This window comes from Microbacterium jejuense, assembly GCF_039544225.1.
In the GTDB taxonomy this organism is placed as follows: Bacteria; Actinomycetota; Actinomycetes; order Actinomycetales; family Microbacteriaceae; genus Microbacterium; species Microbacterium jejuense.
Genome location: NZ_BAABLG010000003.1, coordinates 423,255 through 441,322, shown reverse-complemented (window position 1 = coordinate 441,322; position 18,068 = coordinate 423,255). Strand labels below are relative to the sequence as shown.

14 protein-coding genes are annotated in these 18,068 nt (G+C 70.7%); 8 read left to right on the top strand and 6 right to left on the bottom strand.

The genetic code is table 11. The features are described 5' to 3' along the window. The first annotated feature begins 65 nt into the window (after positions 1-65). The gene (locus ABEA46_RS06520) at positions 66-4,169 is read left to right on the top strand and encodes a bifunctional nitrate reductase/sulfite reductase flavoprotein subunit alpha (protein ID WP_345543566.1); all 4,104 of its coding nucleotides are present in this window, start codon (positions 66-68) and stop codon (positions 4,167-4,169) included. 194 nt (positions 4,170-4,363) lie between these two features. Here the strand turns inward: ABEA46_RS06520 and ABEA46_RS06515 are convergent, their stop codons facing one another. Next, positions 4,364-5,785: an MFS transporter gene (locus tag ABEA46_RS06515; RefSeq protein ID WP_345543565.1), complete on the bottom strand. Its 1,422-nt coding sequence runs from the start codon at positions 5,783-5,785 to the stop codon at positions 4,364-4,366. A gap of 177 nt (positions 5,786-5,962) precedes the next feature. Between ABEA46_RS06515 and trmD the strand changes: the two genes are divergently transcribed. After that, positions 5,963-6,658 (top strand): tRNA (guanosine(37)-N1)-methyltransferase TrmD, encoded by a 696-nt coding sequence (trmD, locus tag ABEA46_RS06510; protein ID WP_345543564.1) that lies wholly within the window; start codon positions 5,963-5,965, stop codon positions 6,656-6,658. 27 nt (positions 6,659-6,685) lie between these two features. Here trmD and ABEA46_RS06505 read toward each other — a convergent pair whose 3' ends face one another. Genes ABEA46_RS06505 through nirB form a run of 4 tightly spaced genes read right to left on the bottom strand, consistent with a single transcriptional unit; the run spans position 6,686 to position 11,584 of the window. Beyond that, a complete protein-coding gene (locus tag ABEA46_RS06505; protein WP_345543563.1) occupies positions 6,686-7,822 on the bottom strand; it encodes a uroporphyrinogen-III synthase in 1,137 nt (378 codons plus the stop codon). Then, on the bottom strand, positions 7,819-8,571 hold the full coding sequence (gene cobA, locus ABEA46_RS06500; protein ID WP_345543562.1) for a uroporphyrinogen-III C-methyltransferase: 753 nt from the start codon (positions 8,569-8,571) through the stop codon (positions 7,819-7,821). The genes ABEA46_RS06505 and cobA overlap by 4 nt, the downstream gene beginning before the upstream one ends. Beyond that, positions 8,568-8,996 carry a nitrite reductase small subunit NirD gene (gene nirD, locus ABEA46_RS06495; protein ID WP_345543561.1) on the bottom strand — a complete coding sequence of 143 codons (429 nt, stop codon included), beginning with the start codon at positions 8,994-8,996 and terminating at the stop codon, positions 8,568-8,570. The genes cobA and nirD overlap by 4 nt, the downstream gene beginning before the upstream one ends. Then, positions 8,993-11,584 (bottom strand): nitrite reductase large subunit NirB, encoded by a 2,592-nt coding sequence (nirB, locus tag ABEA46_RS06490; RefSeq protein WP_345543560.1) that lies wholly within the window; start codon positions 11,582-11,584, stop codon positions 8,993-8,995. The genes nirD and nirB overlap by 4 nt, the downstream gene beginning before the upstream one ends. 280 nt (positions 11,585-11,864) lie before the next feature. Between nirB and glgX the strand changes: the two genes are divergently transcribed. Next, positions 11,865-14,066 (top strand): glycogen debranching protein GlgX, encoded by a 2,202-nt coding sequence (glgX, locus tag ABEA46_RS06485; protein ID WP_345543559.1) that lies wholly within the window; start codon positions 11,865-11,867, stop codon positions 14,064-14,066. A 43-nt stretch (positions 14,067-14,109) separates the two neighbouring features. Here the strand turns inward: glgX and map are convergent, their stop codons facing one another. Then, positions 14,110-14,892 (bottom strand): type I methionyl aminopeptidase, encoded by a 783-nt coding sequence (map, locus tag ABEA46_RS06480; protein ID WP_345543558.1) that lies wholly within the window; start codon positions 14,890-14,892, stop codon positions 14,110-14,112. 120 nt (positions 14,893-15,012) lie between these two features. Between map and ABEA46_RS06475 the strand changes: the two genes are divergently transcribed. From ABEA46_RS06475 to ABEA46_RS06455, 5 genes are all read left to right on the top strand, one after another. Next, entirely contained in the window at positions 15,013-15,516 is a 504-nt protein-coding gene (locus ABEA46_RS06475) for an MFS transporter permease (protein WP_345543557.1), read from the top strand. A gap of 168 nt (positions 15,517-15,684) precedes the next feature. Then, positions 15,685-16,032 carry a 50S ribosomal protein L19 gene (gene rplS, locus ABEA46_RS06470; protein WP_345543556.1) on the top strand — a complete coding sequence of 116 codons (348 nt, stop codon included), beginning with the start codon at positions 15,685-15,687 and terminating at the stop codon, positions 16,030-16,032. Positions 16,033-16,183: 151 nt separating this feature from the next. Next, positions 16,184-16,963: a signal peptidase I gene (lepB, locus tag ABEA46_RS06465; RefSeq protein WP_345543555.1), complete on the top strand. Its 780-nt coding sequence runs from the start codon at positions 16,184-16,186 to the stop codon at positions 16,961-16,963. After that, positions 16,960-17,619 carry a ribonuclease HII gene (locus ABEA46_RS06460; protein WP_345543554.1) on the top strand — a complete coding sequence of 220 codons (660 nt, stop codon included), beginning with the start codon at positions 16,960-16,962 and terminating at the stop codon, positions 17,617-17,619. Before lepB ends, ABEA46_RS06460 begins: the two co-directional genes overlap by 4 nt. A 68-nt stretch (positions 17,620-17,687) precedes the next feature. Next, on the top strand, positions 17,688-18,011 hold the full coding sequence (locus ABEA46_RS06455; protein WP_045297888.1) for a DUF2469 family protein: 324 nt from the start codon (positions 17,688-17,690) through the stop codon (positions 18,009-18,011). The last annotated feature ends 57 nt before the right edge of the window (positions 18,012-18,068 follow it).

Genomic DNA, 18,068 nt, shown 5'->3' with positions numbered 1-18,068 from the left:
AGATGTGATCTGCGGGAAACACGGTGGGACACGGCCTGGAACCTCGGTGCCGGAGCCTGGATGGCATGGGTGATGCCGGCAGCCGGGAGAGCACCGCGGTCAAGACCGTGTGCTCGTACTGCGGGGTCGGCTGCGGCATCGCCGTCACCGCCTCGCACCCCGACGTGGGGCATCCGATCGTCCTGACCAAGGTCGCCGGCGACCGCGAGCACCCGACGAACGCCGGGCGGCTGTGCACCAAGGGTGCGACGCACGCCGAGCTGATGCAGGCGCCCGGACGCCTGGCCACGGCGCTCGTGCGGCCCGCGCGCGGCGAGCCCGCCGTGCCTGCGGCGGTCGCGGATGCCGTCGCCGACACCGCCGCCCGGCTGCGTGCGATCGTCGACGAGCACGGTCCGGACGCCGTCGCGCTGTACGTGTCGGGGCAGATGAGCATGGAGGCGCAGTACCTCTCGAACAAGCTCGTGAAGGGGTACCTGCGCGGCATCCACATCGAGTCGAACTCGCGCCTGTGCATGGCTTCGGCGGGAACCGGCTACAAGCAGTCGCTGGGTGCCGACGGCCCGCCGGGGTCGTACGAGGACTTCGACCGCGCGGACCTGTTCTTCGTGATCGGCTCCAACGCCGCCGACTGCCATCCGATCCTCTTCCTGCGCATGGCCGACCGTCTCAAGCAGGGCGCGCGGCTGATCGTCGTCGACCCGCGGCGCACCACGACCGCCGATCGCGCCGACCTGTTCCTGCAGATCCGGCCCGGCACCGACCTGGCGCTGCTGAACGGACTGCTGCACCTGCTGGTCGAGGCGGGTGACATCGACGAGGCGTTCATCGCTGCGCACACCGAGGGCTGGGAGCGCATGCCCGAGCTGCTCGCTGACTATGCCCCGGCGCGGGTGGCCGAGCTCACCGGTCTCGCGGAGGACGACATCCGCACCGCGGCCCGCTGGATCGGCGAAGCCGGCGAGTGGATGACACTGTGGACGATGGGTCTCAACCAGTCCACGCACGGCACGTGGGCGACCAACGCGATCTGCAACCTCCATCTGGCGACCGGTGCGATCTGCCGTCCCGGCAGCGGGCCGTTCTCGCTCACCGGCCAGCCGAACGCGATGGGCGGCCGTGAGATGGGCTACATGGGCCCGGGGCTTCCGGGCCAGCGCGCCGTGTTCGACGCAGACGACCGCGCGTTCGTCGAGGAGCGCTGGGGCATCGAGCCCGGCTCGATCCGCGCGGAGTCCGGCGCGGGCACCATCGACCTGTTCCGGCGGACAGCGGACGGCGAGATCAAGGCCGTCTGGATCATCTGCAGCAACCCGGTCGCGTCCGTCGCCAACCGTCGCACCGTGATCGAGGCGCTCGAGACCGCCGAGCTCGTGGTCGTGCAGGACGTGTACGGCGAGACCGCGACGTCGGCCTACGCCGACGTCGTGCTGCCGGCGACCCTGTGGGTGGAGTCCGACGGGGTCAGCGTCAGCAGCGACCGGACGATGACCCTCGTGCAGGAGGTGCTGCCGGCGCCGGGCGAGGCGCAGCCCGATTGGCTGACGATCTGCCAGATCGCCCGAGCGATGGGCTTCGAGGGCTTCGACTTCGCCTCGAGCGAAGAGGTCTTCGACGAGATCCGCGGATTCTGGAACCCGCGGACCGGCTGGGATCTGCGCGGCGCGACGTACGAGCGACTGCGACAGGCGCCCGTGCAGTGGCCGGCCCCTCCGGATGACACCGGGACGCGGCATCCGATCCGGTATCTCAACGACGGTGTGAGCCAGACGCTCCACGTCGAGGCCGACGGCAGCGTGCCGCAGCTGGCGTTCGCGACGCCGTCTCGCCGGGCGCAGTTCCTCGCGCGGCCGCACCTGGACCCGGCCGAGCTGCCCGACGACGACTACCCCTGGGTGCTCAACACCGGGCGGCTGCCGCACCACTGGCACACGCTGACCAAGACCGGCCGGGTGGCAAAGCTCGCGAAGCTGCACCCGGGACCGTTCGTCGAGGTGCATCCCGTCGACGCGGAGCTGCACGGCATCGCCGACGGCGACCAGGTCGAGGTGGCCTCGCGGCGCGGCCGGTTCGTCGTTCCCGCCGTGCTCACCGACCGGGTCCAGCCCGGCGGGCTGTTCGCGCCGTTCCACTGGAACGACGAGCACGGCGAGTACGTCACCGTGAACGCGGTCACCAGCGACGCGGTCGACCCGCTGTCGGCACAGCCCGAGTTCAAGTACGCCGCCGTGTCGCTGCGCCGCGTGGGGCCCGCACCGGCCGCCGCCGACGACAGCGCCGAGGTCGAAGCCGCACTGAGGGGAGCGGGTGTCGCGCTGACGCCGCCGGAGCTCACCGACATCGAGGGCGCCTACCTCGCCGGCTTCCTGTCGATGGTGCGGTCGGTCGTCCTCGCTCCGGGTCAGGTGCCGGTGCTGCCGCCCGAGGCCCCGCTCGGCCCCCTCGTACGCGGCTGGTTCGACGGCGTGCTCGCCGGCGCCTTCTCGCGCACAGCGGCGGGAGGAGGGATGCCGGCGGCCGGAGCCTCGGCCGCCGACGAGGTGGTCGTGCTGTGGGGCTCGCAGACCGGCAACGCCGAGGAGTTCGCGGCGGCCGCCACTGCCGCTCTGGGCGCACGAGGCATCCCTGCCCGTGCACGGAGCATGGCCGAACTGCGGGCGGCCGACCTCACCGAGGTGCGGCGGCTGCTCGTGGTGACCTCGACGTTCGGTGACGGTGGGCCGCCCGACAACGCCGCCTCGCTGTGGCACGACCTCATCGCCGACGGCGCGCCGGAGCTGTCGGGCCTGCAGTACGCGGTGCTCGCGATGGGCGACTCGAACTACGACGACTTCTGCGGCCACGGCCGGCGACTCGACGAACGGCTCGGTGAGCTCGGGGCGACCCCGATCCTGGAGCGCGTCGACCTCGAACCGGATGCCGACGCGCCGCGTGAGGCGTGGCTGAGCCAGATCCTGGCGACGCTCGCCGACACCGGGGCCGGCGTCGGCGCCGGGGGTGCGGCATCCGCTTCTCCGATCGTCGGGGGTGCGGCGCCGGCACCGGCCAAGCGTCTGTTCACACGTGCCAACCCGGTCCACACCAGGCTGGTGCGCAACGACCTGCTGAGCGGGCCGGGGTCGCAGAAGGAGGTGCGCCGGTTCGCGTTCGATCTGGCCGACACCGGCGCCGCGTACGAGGCCGGCGATTCGCTGGGCGTCGTGTGCGCGAACTCCGGCGCCGTGGTCGCCGAGTGGCTGGATGCCACCGGGATCGCGCCGAGCGCCGTGGTCGAGCTCGACGGCGAGGAGCGCACGTTCGCCGATGCCCTGCGCACGCGCCTGGACATCACGAAGACCCCGCTGGACCTCGTAAGGTTCGTCGCGGATCGCAGCGGTGACAGCGGGCTGGCGACCTTGTTGCGGCGCGAGAACAAGAGCCGCCTCGACCAGTTCCTGTGGAGCCAGCAGGCGATCGACCTCGTACGCGACTTCCCTGTGAGCGCATCGGCGGAGGAGTGGGCGGGTGTGCTCAAGCGCCTGCAGCCGCGCCAATACTCCATCTCGTCGAGTCCCAAGGCGGACCCCGACACGGTGGAGCTCACGGTCTCGGTCGTGCGCTTCGAGACCGAGACGGGCCGCGCGCGCGGCGGCGTCTGCTCGACGTTCCTCGCCGACGGCGAGTCGCCGGCAGCGCCGGTGTACCTGCAGCGGACGCCGGCGTTCCGGCCGCCGGCCGCGCCCGATACGCCGATGATCATGATCGGCCCAGGCACCGGTGTGGCGCCGTTCCGTGCGTTCCTGCACGACCGGCGCGCCGACGGCCACACCGGGCGCAACTGGCTGTTCTTCGGCGAGCAGCACGCCGCGAGCGACTTCTACTACCGCGACGAGCTCGTCGGGATGCACGACGACGGGTTCCTGACCCGCCTGGATCTCGCGTTCTCGCGGGACCAGCGACAGAAGGTCTACGTGCAGGACCGCATGCTCGAGCACGGCGCCCGGTTGTGGCGCTGGCTGGAGGACGGCGCGCACGTCTACGTGTGCGGCGACGCCGCCCGCATGGCCAAGGACGTCGAGGCGACGCTCGCCACGATCGCGCAGCAGCACGGCGGCCTGGGCGAGGAGGCCGCGGGGGAGTACCTGCGCACGCTCGCTGCCGGCGCCCGCTACGTGCGCGACGTGTACTGACGCGCGCTCCGCCGTCTCGCGTCCCGCTCGTCGACGGCGGCCGTGCATGTCCCGACTCCGCGCCGTCGTGTCCCGATCCCCACTGCACGCGCCGGGGCGTTGTGAGCGAGATCGGGACATGCAGGGGAGTCCGCGCATGCGAGAACGGAGTGGATGCCTCGGGCCGAGGCATCCACTCCGTCCGGGTGGTGGCGTCAGATGCGCTGCTTCGCGAGCGACGCGCGCGGGATCACGTAGACCAGCAGCGTCACCAGCAGCAGTGCGACGTACGCCGCCACGAAGCCGATGAAAGCGGCGGTGTAGCCGCCGGTCGCGAGCTGGGAGGCGTTGAGCACCTGAGGCACGAGGAACCCGCCGTATGCGCCGATCGCGGCGATGAGGCCGAGGGCGGCCGCCGACTTGCGCTGCATGCTCAGCGCCGCGTCCGATCCCGGCTCGATGCCGCGTGCGAGCGTGCGTGCGGCGAAGATGCTGGGGATCATGCGGTATGTCGAGCCGTTGCCCATACCCGTCGCGGCGAACAGCACGAGGAAGCACGCGAGGAAGACGGCGAAGCTGCGCAACGGCATGGTCCACACCAGCGTGAGGGCGCCGAGCGCCATCACGGCGAACGCGCAGACCGTCACCCGCGCACCGCCGAAGCGATCGGCGAGGCGTCCGCCGTAAGGGCGGGCGAGCGACCCGACGAGCGCGCCGAGGAAGGCCAGCGACACGGCGGCCTGGCCGACCTGGATGGTCGAGAACGCGGGGAACTGGTCGGCGATGAGCTTCGGGAACACGCTCGCGAAGCCGATGAACGAGCCGAAGGTGCCGATGTACAGCACCGCCATGATCCACAGGTGCGGCTCGCGCAGGGCCGCCGCGGAGCCGGTGAAGTCCGCCTTGGCGGAGGACAGGTTGTCCATGTACCGCCACGCGCCGAACATCGCCACGAGGATGAGGGGGATCCACATCCAGCCCGCCAGCGAGATGTTGAGCGTCGCCCCGGCGCCGATGGTCACGACGATGGGCACCGCGAACTGCGCGACCGACGTGCCGAGGTTGCCGCCCGCGGCGTTGAGCCCCAGCGCCCAGCCCTTCTCCTTCTGCGGGAAGAAGTAGGTGATGTTCGCCATTGAGCTCGCGAAGTTGCCGCCGCCCACGCCGCCCAGCGCCGCGACCAGCAGCAGCACGCCGAAGGGCGTATCGGGGTTCGAGACGACGACGCCGAGCAGCACCGCAGGGATCAGCAGCAGACCCGCCGACACGATCGTCCAGTTGCGGCCGCCGAAGATCGCGACCATGAACGTGTACGGGAACCTCAAGGTGGCGCCCACCAGGCTCGGCAGCGAGATGAGCCAGAACGACTGCGAGCTGGTGAGATCGAAGCCGGCCGCCGGCAGCATCACGACGACGATGCTCCACAGCTGCCAGATGATGAAGCCGAGGAATTCAGCGAAGATCGACCAGCCCAGGTTGCGCCGCGCGATGGCGCGGCCCTGGGTGCGCCAGAACTCGGGGTCCTCGGCATTCCAGCCGTCGATCCACCTTCCCGCGCGGCGGGTGATGGCACCCGGTGGCGCGGCGAGGGGCGGAGATGCGGCATCCGTCGTCGACGGGGTCACGGTCGTGGTCATGGCGCCTCCCTGTGAACAGGCACTGCGGGTGAGTGTGCCTCCACGCTAGGAAACGGGTGTTTCGGGCCGTCGTGCCGGGCGGTTACCTCTCGGTCACTTCTCGATCACCCCGTCCGCAGGAGGGAGGTGGGGATGCCGTCACACGTCGGTAACACGCGCTCCTTCTAGACTCGAAGCATGCGCGTCGACATCGTCACGATCTTCCCGACGTTCTTCGACGTGCTCGGCGTCTCGCTGATCGGCAAGGCCAGGGACCGCGGCATCCTCGACATGCACGTCCACGACCTGCGCGACTGGACGCACGACCGGCACCGCACCGTCGATGACACGCCCTACGGCGGCGGCGCCGGCATGGTCATGAAGCCCGAGCCCTGGGGCGAAGCGCTGGACGCGGTGCTGAGCGAGGATGCCGTCCTGCTGGTGCCGTCGCCCGCCGGCGAGCTGTTCTCGCAGCCCCTCGCACGCGAGCTCGCCGAGGAGCAGCACCTGGTGTTCGCCTGCGGCCGCTATGAGGGCATCGACCAGCGCGTCGTCGACCACTACGCCGCGCGCGGCCGCGTGCGGCTGGTGAGCCTGGGAGACTACGTGCTCAACGGCGGCGAGGTCGCGGCGATGGCCGTCATCGAGGCCGTGTCGCGCCTGATCCCCGGCGTCGTCGGCAACCCCGAGAGCCTCGTCGAGGAATCCCACGAGCTCGGGATGCTGGAGTACCCGAGCTACACCAAGCCCGCCGAATGGCGCGGCCTGGAGGTGCCGCCCGTGCTGCTCAGCGGCAATCACGGCGCGATCGCCGCCTGGCGACGCGAGCAGAGCCTGGAGCGCACCCGCGCCCACCGGCCGGACCTGCTTGACGGCGCCGCCGCGACGGACTGAGCGCCCCGCTGGGCGCCGTCCCCGCGGTCAGGCGGGGTCGATGACGTCGATGCGGTAGCCCCGCTTGACGACGGTCTTCACGAGATCCGGCGTGCCGAGTGCTTCGCGCAGCCGTGCCACCGCCATCTCGACGGCGTGCGTGCTCTCGCCCGACCGCGGCAGCACGGTCTGCAGCCGCTGCCGCGACACGACGCCGCCGGCGGCGTCGAAGAGTGCGGCCATGAGGTCGGTACCGGTGCGCGACAGCGGGATGTGGCGGCCGTCGAGCACGACCCCGGAGCTGCGCAGCTCCAGGCGCCCCGACCCCGTGTCCAGCGCGTCGGCGTGACCGCCCCCGAAGTGGGAGACGACGGCGCGCACCAGCGCGCCCAGGCGTCCGCGCTCGGCGATGAGCGGCTCGACACCGGCGTCCTGCAGCGGACCGGCCGTGATCGGCCCGACGGCCGCGAGCAGCAGACGACCGCGCCCGGCGCGGTCGACGATCGCGTCGAGCGCGCCCTCGCGGGCCGCAGCGGCCATCCACTCCGCGGCGCCCGGCGCCGACGTGAAGAGCACCGCGTCGACCTCGCCCTGTGCGGCGGATACCACCGAGCGGGCCACCACGGCGGGGTCCGGCGGTGGTCCCCAGCGGTAGACGGTGAGGCTCACGACGTCACCGCCGGCATCCCCGAGCAGTTCATCGAGCCCGTCCGCACCCGAGCCGTGGTGCTGCACGGCGACGCGCCGGCCGGCGACGCCTTCGGCGAGCAGGTACTCGCCGAGCTCGGCCGAGGTCTCGGACTCCGCGACCCAGTCGGCGCTGAACCCGGCCTGCTGGATCGCCCCGCGTGCCTTGGGCCCGCGGGCGACGATCCGCGCCGACGCCAGCGCGGCGTGCAGCTCGTCGGCGAGACCGGCTTCGTCGGCCGCTTCCATCCACCCGCGGAACCCGACACCTGTTGTGGCGACCACGATGTCGGGCGGCGCCGTGATCAGGGTCCGCGTCGCGGCGATCAGCGCTTCGTCATCGATGTGCGGCACGATCGTGAGCGCCGGGGCGTGGCGCACGACCGCGCCGTGGCGTTCGAGCGCTGCGGCGAGCTCGGAGGATCGCCGATCGACCGCGATGACGACGGTGCAGCCGTCGAGCGCGGCCGAGAGGGTGGGGCGGGTGGTGGAGCTCAACGGACGGTGTCACCTGTCATCTCATGCGCGGGGAGCAGCAGTTCGGCGCGGGCGACATCGCCGACGACGATGACCGCGGGATTGCGGATGCCGGTGCGCCCGGCATCCAGCACCGCTCTACCGAGGGTAGTGCGCGTCGTGCGCTGGTCGAGATGGTGGCCCCGCTCCACGATGGCGACCGGCCGGTCGACGTCGACCCCGGCGCGCAGCGCGTCGGCGACGATGCGCGGGATCGCGCTCACGCCCATCAGGATGACGGTCGTGACCTCCGGGTCGCGCAGGGCGGCGAGGGTCGATTCGGTGACCGTGGTCTGCCCGTGGACGATGTGCACGGCAGTCGCGACCCCGCGATGGGTGACCGGGATGCCGGCGGCCTGGGGGACGGCGACGGCGCTGGTCACGCCCGGTATGACGTCGACGGGGATGCCGGCGGCCAGGCACGCCGTCACCTCTTCGCCGCCGCGACCGAACACGAACGGGTCGCCGCCCTTGAGCCGCACGACCTGCTTGCCCTCGCGCGCCCGGTCGACCAGCAGGGCGTTGATCTCGTCCTGGGGCACGGGGTGGTGGCCGGGGCGCTTGCCCACGTCGATCACCTCGGCGTCGGGGCGCAGCTCGCCGCGGATGTCGGTCGGCCCGAGCCGATCCATGACGACGACGTCCGCGGCGGTGAGCAGGCGCCAGGCGCGCAGCGTCAGCAGGTCCAGCGGACCCGGCCCACCGCCGATGAGGTGCACGCGGCCGGTCACGGTGCGCCTCCGTCGCCGACGGGGTCGTCGCATCGGACGAGCACGATGCCCCCGTCGTCCACCGCCGTGGGCCACACGTGGAGGTTGACGGGGTCCTTGCCCTGCGCGTCGAGGCAGATCCCGGTGCGCAGGTCGAACACCTGCTTGAACATCGGGGAGGCGACGGTCGGGGCGTCCTGGCGCGTGCCGACGATCCCGCGCGAGATGACGTTCGCCCGGCTGAAGGGGTCGAAGTTCGACACCGCGTAGACCCGTCCGTCTCGTCCGTCCGCACCTCTCGTGAGGAACAGCGCGATCTGCGTGCCGCCGAGGAGCGCCGCCCGTCCCCGCTCGACCTCGAGGTCCGCGAGGGCGCACACGGGCACCCAGCCGGGCGGCGCCCCGGTCGGCGGCTCCGCGGTCGTCTGCTGCTCGATCAGGGTCATCGGCGCACCTCCAGGGTCGTTCCGGCGATGAGGACGCCGCCGTCGGCGCGTTCGGCCTCGCGCTCCGCAACGGTGGCGGGGCGGGGCTGACCGCGTTCGGCGACATAGGCGAGCGAGGGATCGGGCGTGGTCGGGGCGTTGACGAACGAGGCGAAGCGGCGGAGCTTCTCGGGGTCGTGGAGCGTCGCGGCCCACTCGTCCTCGTACGAGCCGATGTGCGAGGCCATCGCGGCGTCGAGGTCGGCGCAGATGCCCAGGCTGTCGTCGAAGATCACCTCGCGCAGGCCCTCGATTCCGCCGTCGAGGTCCTCGAACCACGGCGCCGTGCGCTGCAGGCGGTCGGCGGTGAAGATGTAGTACATCAAGAAGCGGTCGATCGCGGTGAGCAGCTCCTCGTCGCTGAGCCCTTCCGCCAGCAGTACGGCGTGGCGCGGCGTGAAGCCGCCGTTGCCGCCCACGTACATGTTCCAGCCGGCCTCGGTGGCGATGACGCCGACGTCCTTGCCGCGCGCCTCGGCGCACTCGCGGGCGCATCCCGACACCCCGAGCTTCAGCTTGTGCGGCGAGCGGAGCCCGCGGTAGCGCAGCTCCAGACGCACCGCCATGCCGACCGAGTCCTGCACGCCGTAGCGGCACCAGGTCGAGCCGACGCAGGACTTCACTGTGCGCAGCGACTTGCCGTACGCGTGACCGGATTCGAATCCGGCGTCCACGAGTCGCTTCCAGATCTCGGGGAGCTGCTCCAGGCGTGCGCCGAACATGTCGATGCGCTGACCGCCGGTGATCTTCGTGTACAGCCCGAAGTCCTGCGCGACCTGGCCGATGACGAGCAGTCCCTCGGGGGTGATCTCGCCCCCCGGGATGCGCGGCACGACCGAGTAGCTGCCATCCTTCTGCAGGTTCGCCATCACGTGGTCGTTGGTGTCCTGCAGCGTCGCGTTCTCGCCGTCGAGGACGTGTCCGCCGACGAGCGTCGAGAGGATGCTGGCCAGCGCCGGCTTGCAGATGTCGCAGCCGCGGCCGACGCCGAACCGTTCGATGACCGCGCTGAACGTGGTCAGGCCCGACACCCGGACCGCGTCGAACAGCTGCCGCCGCGACAGGTCGAAGTGCTCGCACAGCGCATCGCTGACCGTGGCCCCGGCCTTCGTGAGCTCGGTGGCGACGAGCTTCTTCACCATCGTCACGCAGGATCCGCACGCGGCGCCGGCCTTCGTGCACTCCTTGATGCCCGCGACGTCGGTGCAGCCCTCTTCGTGCACCGCGTGGCGGATGCGACCGGCGCTCACGCTGTTGCACGAGCAGACGAGCGCGTCGTCCGGCAGGTCGCCGGTCGGCGCCGTCACGCCCCCCTCGGGCATCAGGTAGGCCGCAGGGTCCCCGCCGAGCGCGCCGCCGACGAGTGGGCGCAGCGAACCGTAGGCTGACGCGTCGCCGACCAGGATGCCGCCGAGCAGCGTCTTCGCGTCGTCCGACAGCACGAGCTTCTTGTAGACGCCGGCCACCGGATCGGCGTAGACGACGTCGAGGGCGCCGGGCGTCTCGGCGAACGCGTCGCCGAAGCTCGCCACGTCGACGCCCGAGAGCTTGAGCTTGGTCGACAGATCGTAGCCGGGAAAGGATGCCTCGCCCCCGAGCAGCCGCGTCGCCGCGACCTCGGCCATGGCATAGCCCGGCGCGACGAGCCCGACGCACTGGCCGTCGTAGTTCGCGACCTCGCCGATCGCGAGGACGCGGGGGTCCGAGGTCTGGCACCCGGCGTCGATGAGTACGCCGCCGCGCGGGTGGACGTCGAGCTCCGCGCCGCGGGCGAGCTCGTCCCGTGGCCGCACGCCGACGGTGAACACGACCACGTCGGTGCGCGCGTACGATCCGTCGCGGAACTCCAGGCCGGTCACCTGGCCGGTGCGGTCGGGGTCGAGGCGGGTCGTGACGGCCTCCGTCTTGACGCCGATGCCCCGCGACTCGATCAGCCGGCGCAGGGCGTCGCCGGCGGGCAGGTCCAGCTGGGCAGACATGAGACGGTCCGACGACTGCACGACGGTGCAGTCGACATCGAGGCCCTGCAGGGCGCCCGCGGCCTCCAGCCCCAGCAGTCCACCGCCGATGACGGTACCCGTCAGGCGACGGCCCAGCTGAGCCGAGCGCTGCTGCACGAACGCTTCGAGCCGTTCGACGTCGTCGAGCGTGCGGTAGACGAAGCAGCCGTCGAGCCCGAAGCCGTCGACCGCCAAGCGCGCCGCGTACGACCCCGTCGCGAGGACGAGCCGGTCGTAGCCGACGCTCAGGCCCGACTTCGTGGTCACGCGTCGTGCGGAACGGTCGATCCGCACGACCGCGTCGCCGCGCAGGAAGCGCAGGCGGGCGTCGTCGAAGAACGAGCGCTCGAGCGTGAGGTCGTCGGTCGACGCGCCGGCGAAGAATCCGGTGAGCCCGACCCGGTCGTACGGATGCCGGTCCTCCTCGCCGATGAGCGTCACGTGCCAGCGCTCGTCGGCGCGGCTCAGGAGGCTCTCGACGAAGCGGTGCGCGACCATGCCGGCGCCCACGACCACGACGTGCGTGCCGAGGGCGGGCAGGGTGGTCATGTCGTCACGGTACGCGGGCGATGTTGCATCGGTGTCAGCGTCATGTTTCGGGCTGTCGACACGGTCGCGGTGGGCCATGGCTCCTCCTGATCCGGTGGGGATTCGGTACCGCCGACGTTAGGAGCACGGTGTTTCGCCGCCGGGGCGCGTGCCGTTACCCCGAGCGAACGTTTCGCTCACAGGGCGTCCGGGCCCCATGTGAGACGCGGCCGGTGCCGCCGTACCCCGCGCCGCCCACCGGCGCGGGTAGGGTGTGGCCAGCGACGCATGGGGGAAGACGATGCACACCTGGCCGGGATCCGCGTATCCGCTCGGGGCGACGTTCGACGGGAGCGGCACGAACTTCGCGCTGTTCAGCGAGGGCGCGGAGCGCGTCGAGCTGTGCCTGTTCGGTACGCGCGGCGCCGAGACCCGGCTCGACCTCGTCGAGGTCGATGCGTTCGTCTGGCACGCCTATGTGCCGAACATCCAGCCCGGTCAGCGGTACGGGTATCGGGTCCACGGGCCGAACGATCCCGCGAACGGCCTGCGTTTCAATCCGTCGAAGCTGCTCCTCGACCCTTACGCGAAGGCAGTGGAAGGGGCCGTGCAGTGGGGCCAGCCGGTGTACGGCTACAACTTCGGCGACCCCGACTCCCGCAATGACGACGACTCCGCTCCCGACATGATGAAGGGCGTCGTCGTCAATCCGTTCTTCGACTGGGCGGGCGACCGCAGACCTGGTACCCCCTACGCCGAGACGCTGATCTACGAGGCTCACGTCCGCGGCCTGACGATGCGGCATCCCGCGATCCCCGACGAGATGCGCGGCACCTACAGTGCCGTCGCGCACCCGGCGATCATCGAGCACCTGACGAAGCTCGGCGTGACGGCGGTCGAGCTGATGCCGGTGCACCAGTTCGTCGACGACGCCGTCCTCCAGCAGAAGGGGCTCTCGAACTACTGGGGCTACAACACGATCTCGTTCTTCGCGCCACACAACCGGTATGCGGCGACCGGAGAGCTCGGTCAGCAGGTGCAGGAGTTCAAGGGCATGGTGCGGGCGCTGCATGCCGCGGGCATCGAGGTGATCCTCGACGTCGTCTACAACCACACCGCCGAGGGCAATCACCTCGGGCCCACGCTCTCGATGCGGGGCATCGACAACGCCGCGTACTACAAGCTCGAAGACGACAAGCGCTACTACACCGACTACACCGGCACCGGGAACAGCCTCAACGTCCGCAACCCGCACTCCCTGCAGCTGATCATGGACTCGCTGCGGTACTGGGTGATCGACATGCACGTCGACGGCTTCCGGTTCGACCTCGCCTCGGCGCTCGCGCGCGAGTTCTACGACGTCGACCGGCTGTCGACCTTCTTCGAGCTCGTGCAGCAGGATCCGGTGGTCTCGCAGGTCAAGCTGATCGCCGAGCCGTGGGACGTCGGTCCCGGCGGCTACCAGGTCGGCAACTTCCCGCCGCAGTGGACGGAGTGGAACGGCAAGTACCGCGACACCGTGCGCGACTTCTGGCGCGGCGAGCCGCAGGCCCTCGGCGAGTTCGCCTCGCGCCTGACCGGGTCCAGCGACCTCTACGAGCACTCCGGACGCCGGCCGGTGGCATCCGTCAACTTCGTCACGGCGCACGACGGCTTCACGCTGCGCGACCTCGTCTCGTACGACGAGAAGCACAACGAGGCCAACGGCGAGGACGGCCGGGACGGCGCGGACGACAACCGCTCCGACAACTTCGGGGTCGAGGGCCCGAGCGATGACCCGGCCGTGCTGACGATGCGGGCGCGGCAGCAGCGCAACTTCCTCGCCACGCTGATGCTGAGCCAGGGCGTGCCGATGATGCTGCATGGCGACGAGCTCGGCCGCACGCAGCGGGGCAACAACAACGGCTACGCGCAGGACAACGAGATCACGTGGATCGACTGGGATGCCGCCGACCGGCCGCTGCTGGAGTTCACGGCGGCCGTCAGCAGGCTGCGCCGTGACCACCCCACGTTCCGCCGGCGGCGCTTCTTCGAGGGGCGCCCCGTGCACCGGGACGTGGGCACTCCCGTGCAGGACATCGCGTGGCTGCGCCCGGACGGCACGCTCATGAAGCCGGAGGACTGGGGATCGGGGTTCGGCCGGGCCGTCGGGGTGTTCCTCAACGGCCTGGGCATCCGCGAGAAGGACCGTCGCGGCGAGCCGATCCGCGATCGCCACTTCATCGTGCTCTTCAACGCGGGCGACGACATCATCGACTTCCGCATCCCCGTGGTCGAGTACAGCCCGGACTGGGAGGTCGTCATCGACACCGCGGGGGAGCGGGCCGACTCGCCGCTGCTGAGCCCGGGCGACACCGTGCGTCTCGCGGCGAAGTCGCTCATCGTCCTGAGCGAGCACCCCCGCGTCGAGCGGGAGGTCGACCATTCGGTCGCGGCGTCGCTCGCCGCGCTGGCGGGGGCCTCGACGCCCGCCCACGCTCCGCGCGCCGAGCTGCGCATCTGAGCCGTCTCGGTGTCAGGCGGCAGGGCTGCCGGGCTCGTGCGGATCAGCTGACGCCGAGCCAGGACCGATCGGTGAGCACGAGGGGGCCGTCGGCGGTGATTGCGACGGTGTGCTCGGAGTGCGAGCCCCGCGAGCCGTCCACCGACCGCAGCGTCCAGCCGTCGGGGTCGGTCACGAGCTCGTCGGTCGTCTGCAGGAACCAGGGCTCCAGCGCGACGACGAGCCCTTCGCGCAGCGGGTAGCCGCGGCCCGGCTTGCCGTCGTTGGGCACGTGCGGGTCACCGTGCATGATGCGTCCGACGCCGTGGCCGCCGAAGTCGGTGTTGATCGAGTAGCCCTCGCCGTGGGCGACGGCCGCGATCGCGGCGGAGATGTCGCCGATGCGGTTGCCGACCGTCGCCGCCGTGATGGCGGCATCCAGGGCCCGCTCGGTCGTGTCGATCAGCGCGAGGTCCTCGTCGCGCGGGGTGCCGACGACGAACGACACGGCGGAGTCGGCGACCCAGCCGTTCACCGAGACGGCGAAGTCGAGCGAGACCAGGTCGCCATCGCGCAGCGCGTAGTCGTGCGGCAGCCCGTGAAGCACGGCGTCGTTCACCGAGGTGCAGATGACCTTGCCGAACGGGCTCGCGCCGAACGACGGGTGGTAGTCGATGTAGCACGACTCTGCGCCGGCACGGCGGATGAGGTCGTGCGCGCGGCGGTCGATCGCGATCAGGTTGGTGCCCACCTTGGTCTCATCGCGCAGGGTCGCCAACGTCTCGGCGACGAACCGCCCAGCGGGCTTCATCGCTTCGATCTCGGCAGGGGTGCGCAACTCGATCATCGGTAGTCCTCTCGTTCCTGCTCCCATTCTGCCGGGCGCGGGGCGGTGTGGCTGGGAGGATGCTCCGCGGCACGCAGGAGCGGACCCAACCGGGTGCGGCACCGGCGTACCATCAGAGGCATGTGGCTGCGTCGCGCATTCTTCGGCTGGCTGATTCCCGCAGCCTTCCTGCTCCCGCTGTGGCTGCTGGTGGGCTGGGCCGTCTTCAACGCGGGCGGCTGGGCGTTCCTGTGGGTGCTCTTCCTCGCGATCCCGGGTGTGTTCGTGTGGCAGCTGATCCTCACGCTGCTGGTGCGTGCGCGCGGCACTGTCCGCGCGCAGCGCGCGGTGTCGTGGTGGGACGTCGGCGGCTTCACTGTGTGGCACGCGCTGGTGATCTCGCTCGGCTTCTTCGTCGAGTCCTGGTGGGCGCCCGTCATGGTCGTCGCCATCCTCGCCGGCGTCGGTCTGTTCTGGCTCGCGCTCTGGCAGCTGTGGAGCGAGGCGCGCCCGTCGCGCGTCGTGCTGCACACCGCCGAAGGCGTGGCGTACATCCCGCCGCCGCAGGACGCGTCAGACGGCCCGACCGCTTCCGCGCGCGAGGTCATCGTGATCACCGAGAAGCAGACGCCGCCCGCGAACTGACGCGTTTTGGTGCCACGTCGCATCCGTGGCAGAATAGCTGTTTGTGCCCTGACCGGTTCTGCCTCAGGGGAACCAGCTGTACGGCGTCACGCCGGAGGCCTGTGGCACACCGAATCCTTCATAACACTTCCCGCGGTCGACCTGTGGCGGCCGCAGAGAGAGACGATCATGCAGATCCTCGACGCCGTCGACGCGGCTTCGCTCCGCTCCGACATCCCCGCCTTCAACGCCGGCGACACCGTCAAGGTGCACGTGAACATCACCGAAGGCAACCGCTCGCGCATCCAGGTCTTCCAGGGCGTCGTCATCGGCCGCTCGGGCGACGGCGTGCGCGAGACCTTCACGGTCCGCAAGATCAGCTTCCAGGTCGGCGTGGAGCGCACGTTCCCGGTGCACTCGCCGGTCATCGACCACATCGAGGTCGTCACCCGCGGTGACGTGCGTCGCGCCAAGCTCTACTACCTGCGCAACCTGCGTGGCAAGAAGGCCCGCATCAAGGAGAAGCGCGACTACTGACACGTCGTCGCCTTCGCGCATCGAAGCCCCGGACCGCTGGTCCGGGGCTTCGTCGTCTCCGGCGCGCACACGCAAACGCGCGGCAACGGCTCCGGAGTGTGTCACCCTTGAAGGCGGGCTGGCCGACGGTCGGCGCCCGCGGAGGAACTCGATGACGACTGAGAAGTCGGCCCCGGCCGAACCGTCGCCCGCGGACGGTGCCGAGGCGGCCGCGACGATCCAGCCGCGGCGACGCGGATGGCTCGTGTTCCTGCGCGACGTGCTCGTGATCATCCTGATCGCCGTGCTCGTCTCGCTCGTGGTCAAGACCTTCCTCGTGCGATCGTTCTACATCCCGTCGGGCTCGATGGAGGACACCCTCCTCATCAAGGACCGCATCCTCGTCGACGAGATCACGCCCCGGTTCGGCGGCTACGAGCGGGGCGACATCGTCGTCTTCCGCGATCCGGGCGGCTGGCTGCCGCCGAGCACGGAGCCCGCGCGGCCGCCGGTGGTCGAGGCCTTCGAATGGGTCCTCTCGCTCGTGGGCCTGGCCGCGCCCGACAGCGACGACCATCTGGTCAAGCGCATCATCGGGATCCCCGGCGACCACGTCGTGTGCTGCAACGCGATCGGGCAGATCAGCGTCAACGGCGTGCCGATCGACGAGTCGGCCTACATCAACGTGGCCGCGGACGATCCCGCGTCCAAGGAGTCCTTCGACGTGACAGTCCCCGACGGCTCCCTGTGGATGCTCGGCGACAACCGCAACCGGTCTGCCGACTCGCGGTTCCACATGGACCAGCCGGGCAAGGGATTCGTGCCGATCGACAATGTGGTGGGACGCGCATTCCTCATCACGTGGCCGTTCGACCGTTTCGGCATGCTCGACTTCCACCACGACGTCTTCGCCGGCGTGCCGGCGCCCGAAAGCGGCGACGGCGACGAATGACCGTCGCCGAGCCGCGGCTCACGCTCGAACGCCGCCTGCTGCGCGAGCACACGCTGGTGATCGCCTGCGACGAGGTCGGACGCGGTGCCCTCGCCGGGCCTGTCGCCGTGGGTGCCGCGGTCGTGGACGCGCCGCGGTCGCGCAAGCGCATCCCGCAAGGGCTGCGGGACTCGAAGCTCGTGCCCGAGCTGCGTCGACATGAGGTCGCCGCCCGTGCGGCCTCGTGGGTGGCCGCCAGCGCCGTGGGCTGGGCGAGCTCGCAGGAGATCGACGAGATCGGCATCATGCGCGCGCTCGGGCTCGCCTCGGTGCGGGCCCTCGCCGACCTGCGGACGCAAGGTGTGGTCGTCGAGGACGCGATCGTCATCCTCGACGGCAACTACGACTACATCTCACCGGCCGGCGAGTGGGCGCTGACCATCAGGCCGGTCATCAAGGCCGACCGCGACTGCGCGTCGGCCGCTGCCGCGTCGGTCATCGCCAAGGTCGCCCGCGACGATCTCATGACCGAGCTCCACGACGAGCTCCCCGCCTACGACTGGGCGCGCAACAAGGGGTACGCGAGCCCGGATCACCGCGCCGCGATCCGCGAGCACGGTATCAGCCGGCATCACCGCGCCTCGTGGTCGATCGCCGACGCGCCGACGCTGTTCTGATCCGGCGTTCGCCGCCCGCGGAACGCGGAGGTGCGGCATCCGCTCTCGGTCCTAGGATGGGAGACACCATGGACGACGAGGTGTTCGAAGACTACGACCGTGAGCTCGAGCTCGCCCTGTACCGCGAGTACCGCGACGTCGTATCCCAATTCCAGTATGTGATCGAGACCGAGCGCCGGTTCTACCTCGCGAACGAGGTCAATGTCGTGCGGCGCGACACCGAGCACGATTTCTACTTCGAGATCTCGATGTCCGACGTCTGGGTCTGGGACATCTACCGCGCCGACCGGTTCGTGAAGGCGGTCCGGGTGCTGACGTTCAAGGACGTCAACGTCGAAGAGCTCTCGCGCCGCGACTTCCACCTTCCCGAAGAGCTGTCGCTCGACACCTGACGTCTCCTCCCCAGCCCGGTGCTTCTGCGGCGCGTTCGGGGATTGTGAACGGATGCC

Bases quoted from the DNA above. Each gene is read 5' to 3' on its own strand.
- ABEA46_RS06455 (WP_045297888.1), top strand. From the start codon at position 17,688: ATGGACGACGAGGTGTTCGAAGACTACGACCGTGAGCTCGAGCTCGCC.
- ABEA46_RS06475 (WP_345543557.1), top strand. From the start codon at position 15,013: ATGTGGCTGCGTCGCGCATTCTTCGGCTGGCTGATTCCCGCAGCCTTC.
- rplS (WP_345543556.1), top strand. From the start codon at position 15,685: ATGCAGATCCTCGACGCCGTCGACGCGGCTTCGCTCCGCTCCGACATC.
- ABEA46_RS06460 (WP_345543554.1), top strand. From the start codon at position 16,960: ATGACCGTCGCCGAGCCGCGGCTCACGCTCGAACGCCGCCTGCTGCGC.
- glgX (WP_345543559.1), top strand. From the start codon at position 11,865: ATGCACACCTGGCCGGGATCCGCGTATCCGCTCGGGGCGACGTTCGAC.
- map (WP_345543558.1), bottom strand. From the start codon at position 14,892: ATGATCGAGTTGCGCACCCCTGCCGAGATCGAAGCGATGAAGCCCGCT.
- lepB (WP_345543555.1), top strand. From the start codon at position 16,184: ATGACGACTGAGAAGTCGGCCCCGGCCGAACCGTCGCCCGCGGACGGT.
- nirB (WP_345543560.1), bottom strand. From the start codon at position 11,584: ATGACCACCCTGCCCGCCCTCGGCACGCACGTCGTGGTCGTGGGCGCC.
- ABEA46_RS06520 (WP_345543566.1), top strand. From the start codon at position 66: ATGGGTGATGCCGGCAGCCGGGAGAGCACCGCGGTCAAGACCGTGTGC.
- ABEA46_RS06515 (WP_345543565.1), bottom strand. From the start codon at position 5,785: ATGACCACGACCGTGACCCCGTCGACGACGGATGCCGCATCTCCGCCC.
- nirD (WP_345543561.1), bottom strand. From the start codon at position 8,996: ATGACCCTGATCGAGCAGCAGACGACCGCGGAGCCGCCGACCGGGGCG.
- trmD (WP_345543564.1), top strand. From the start codon at position 5,963: ATGCGCGTCGACATCGTCACGATCTTCCCGACGTTCTTCGACGTGCTC.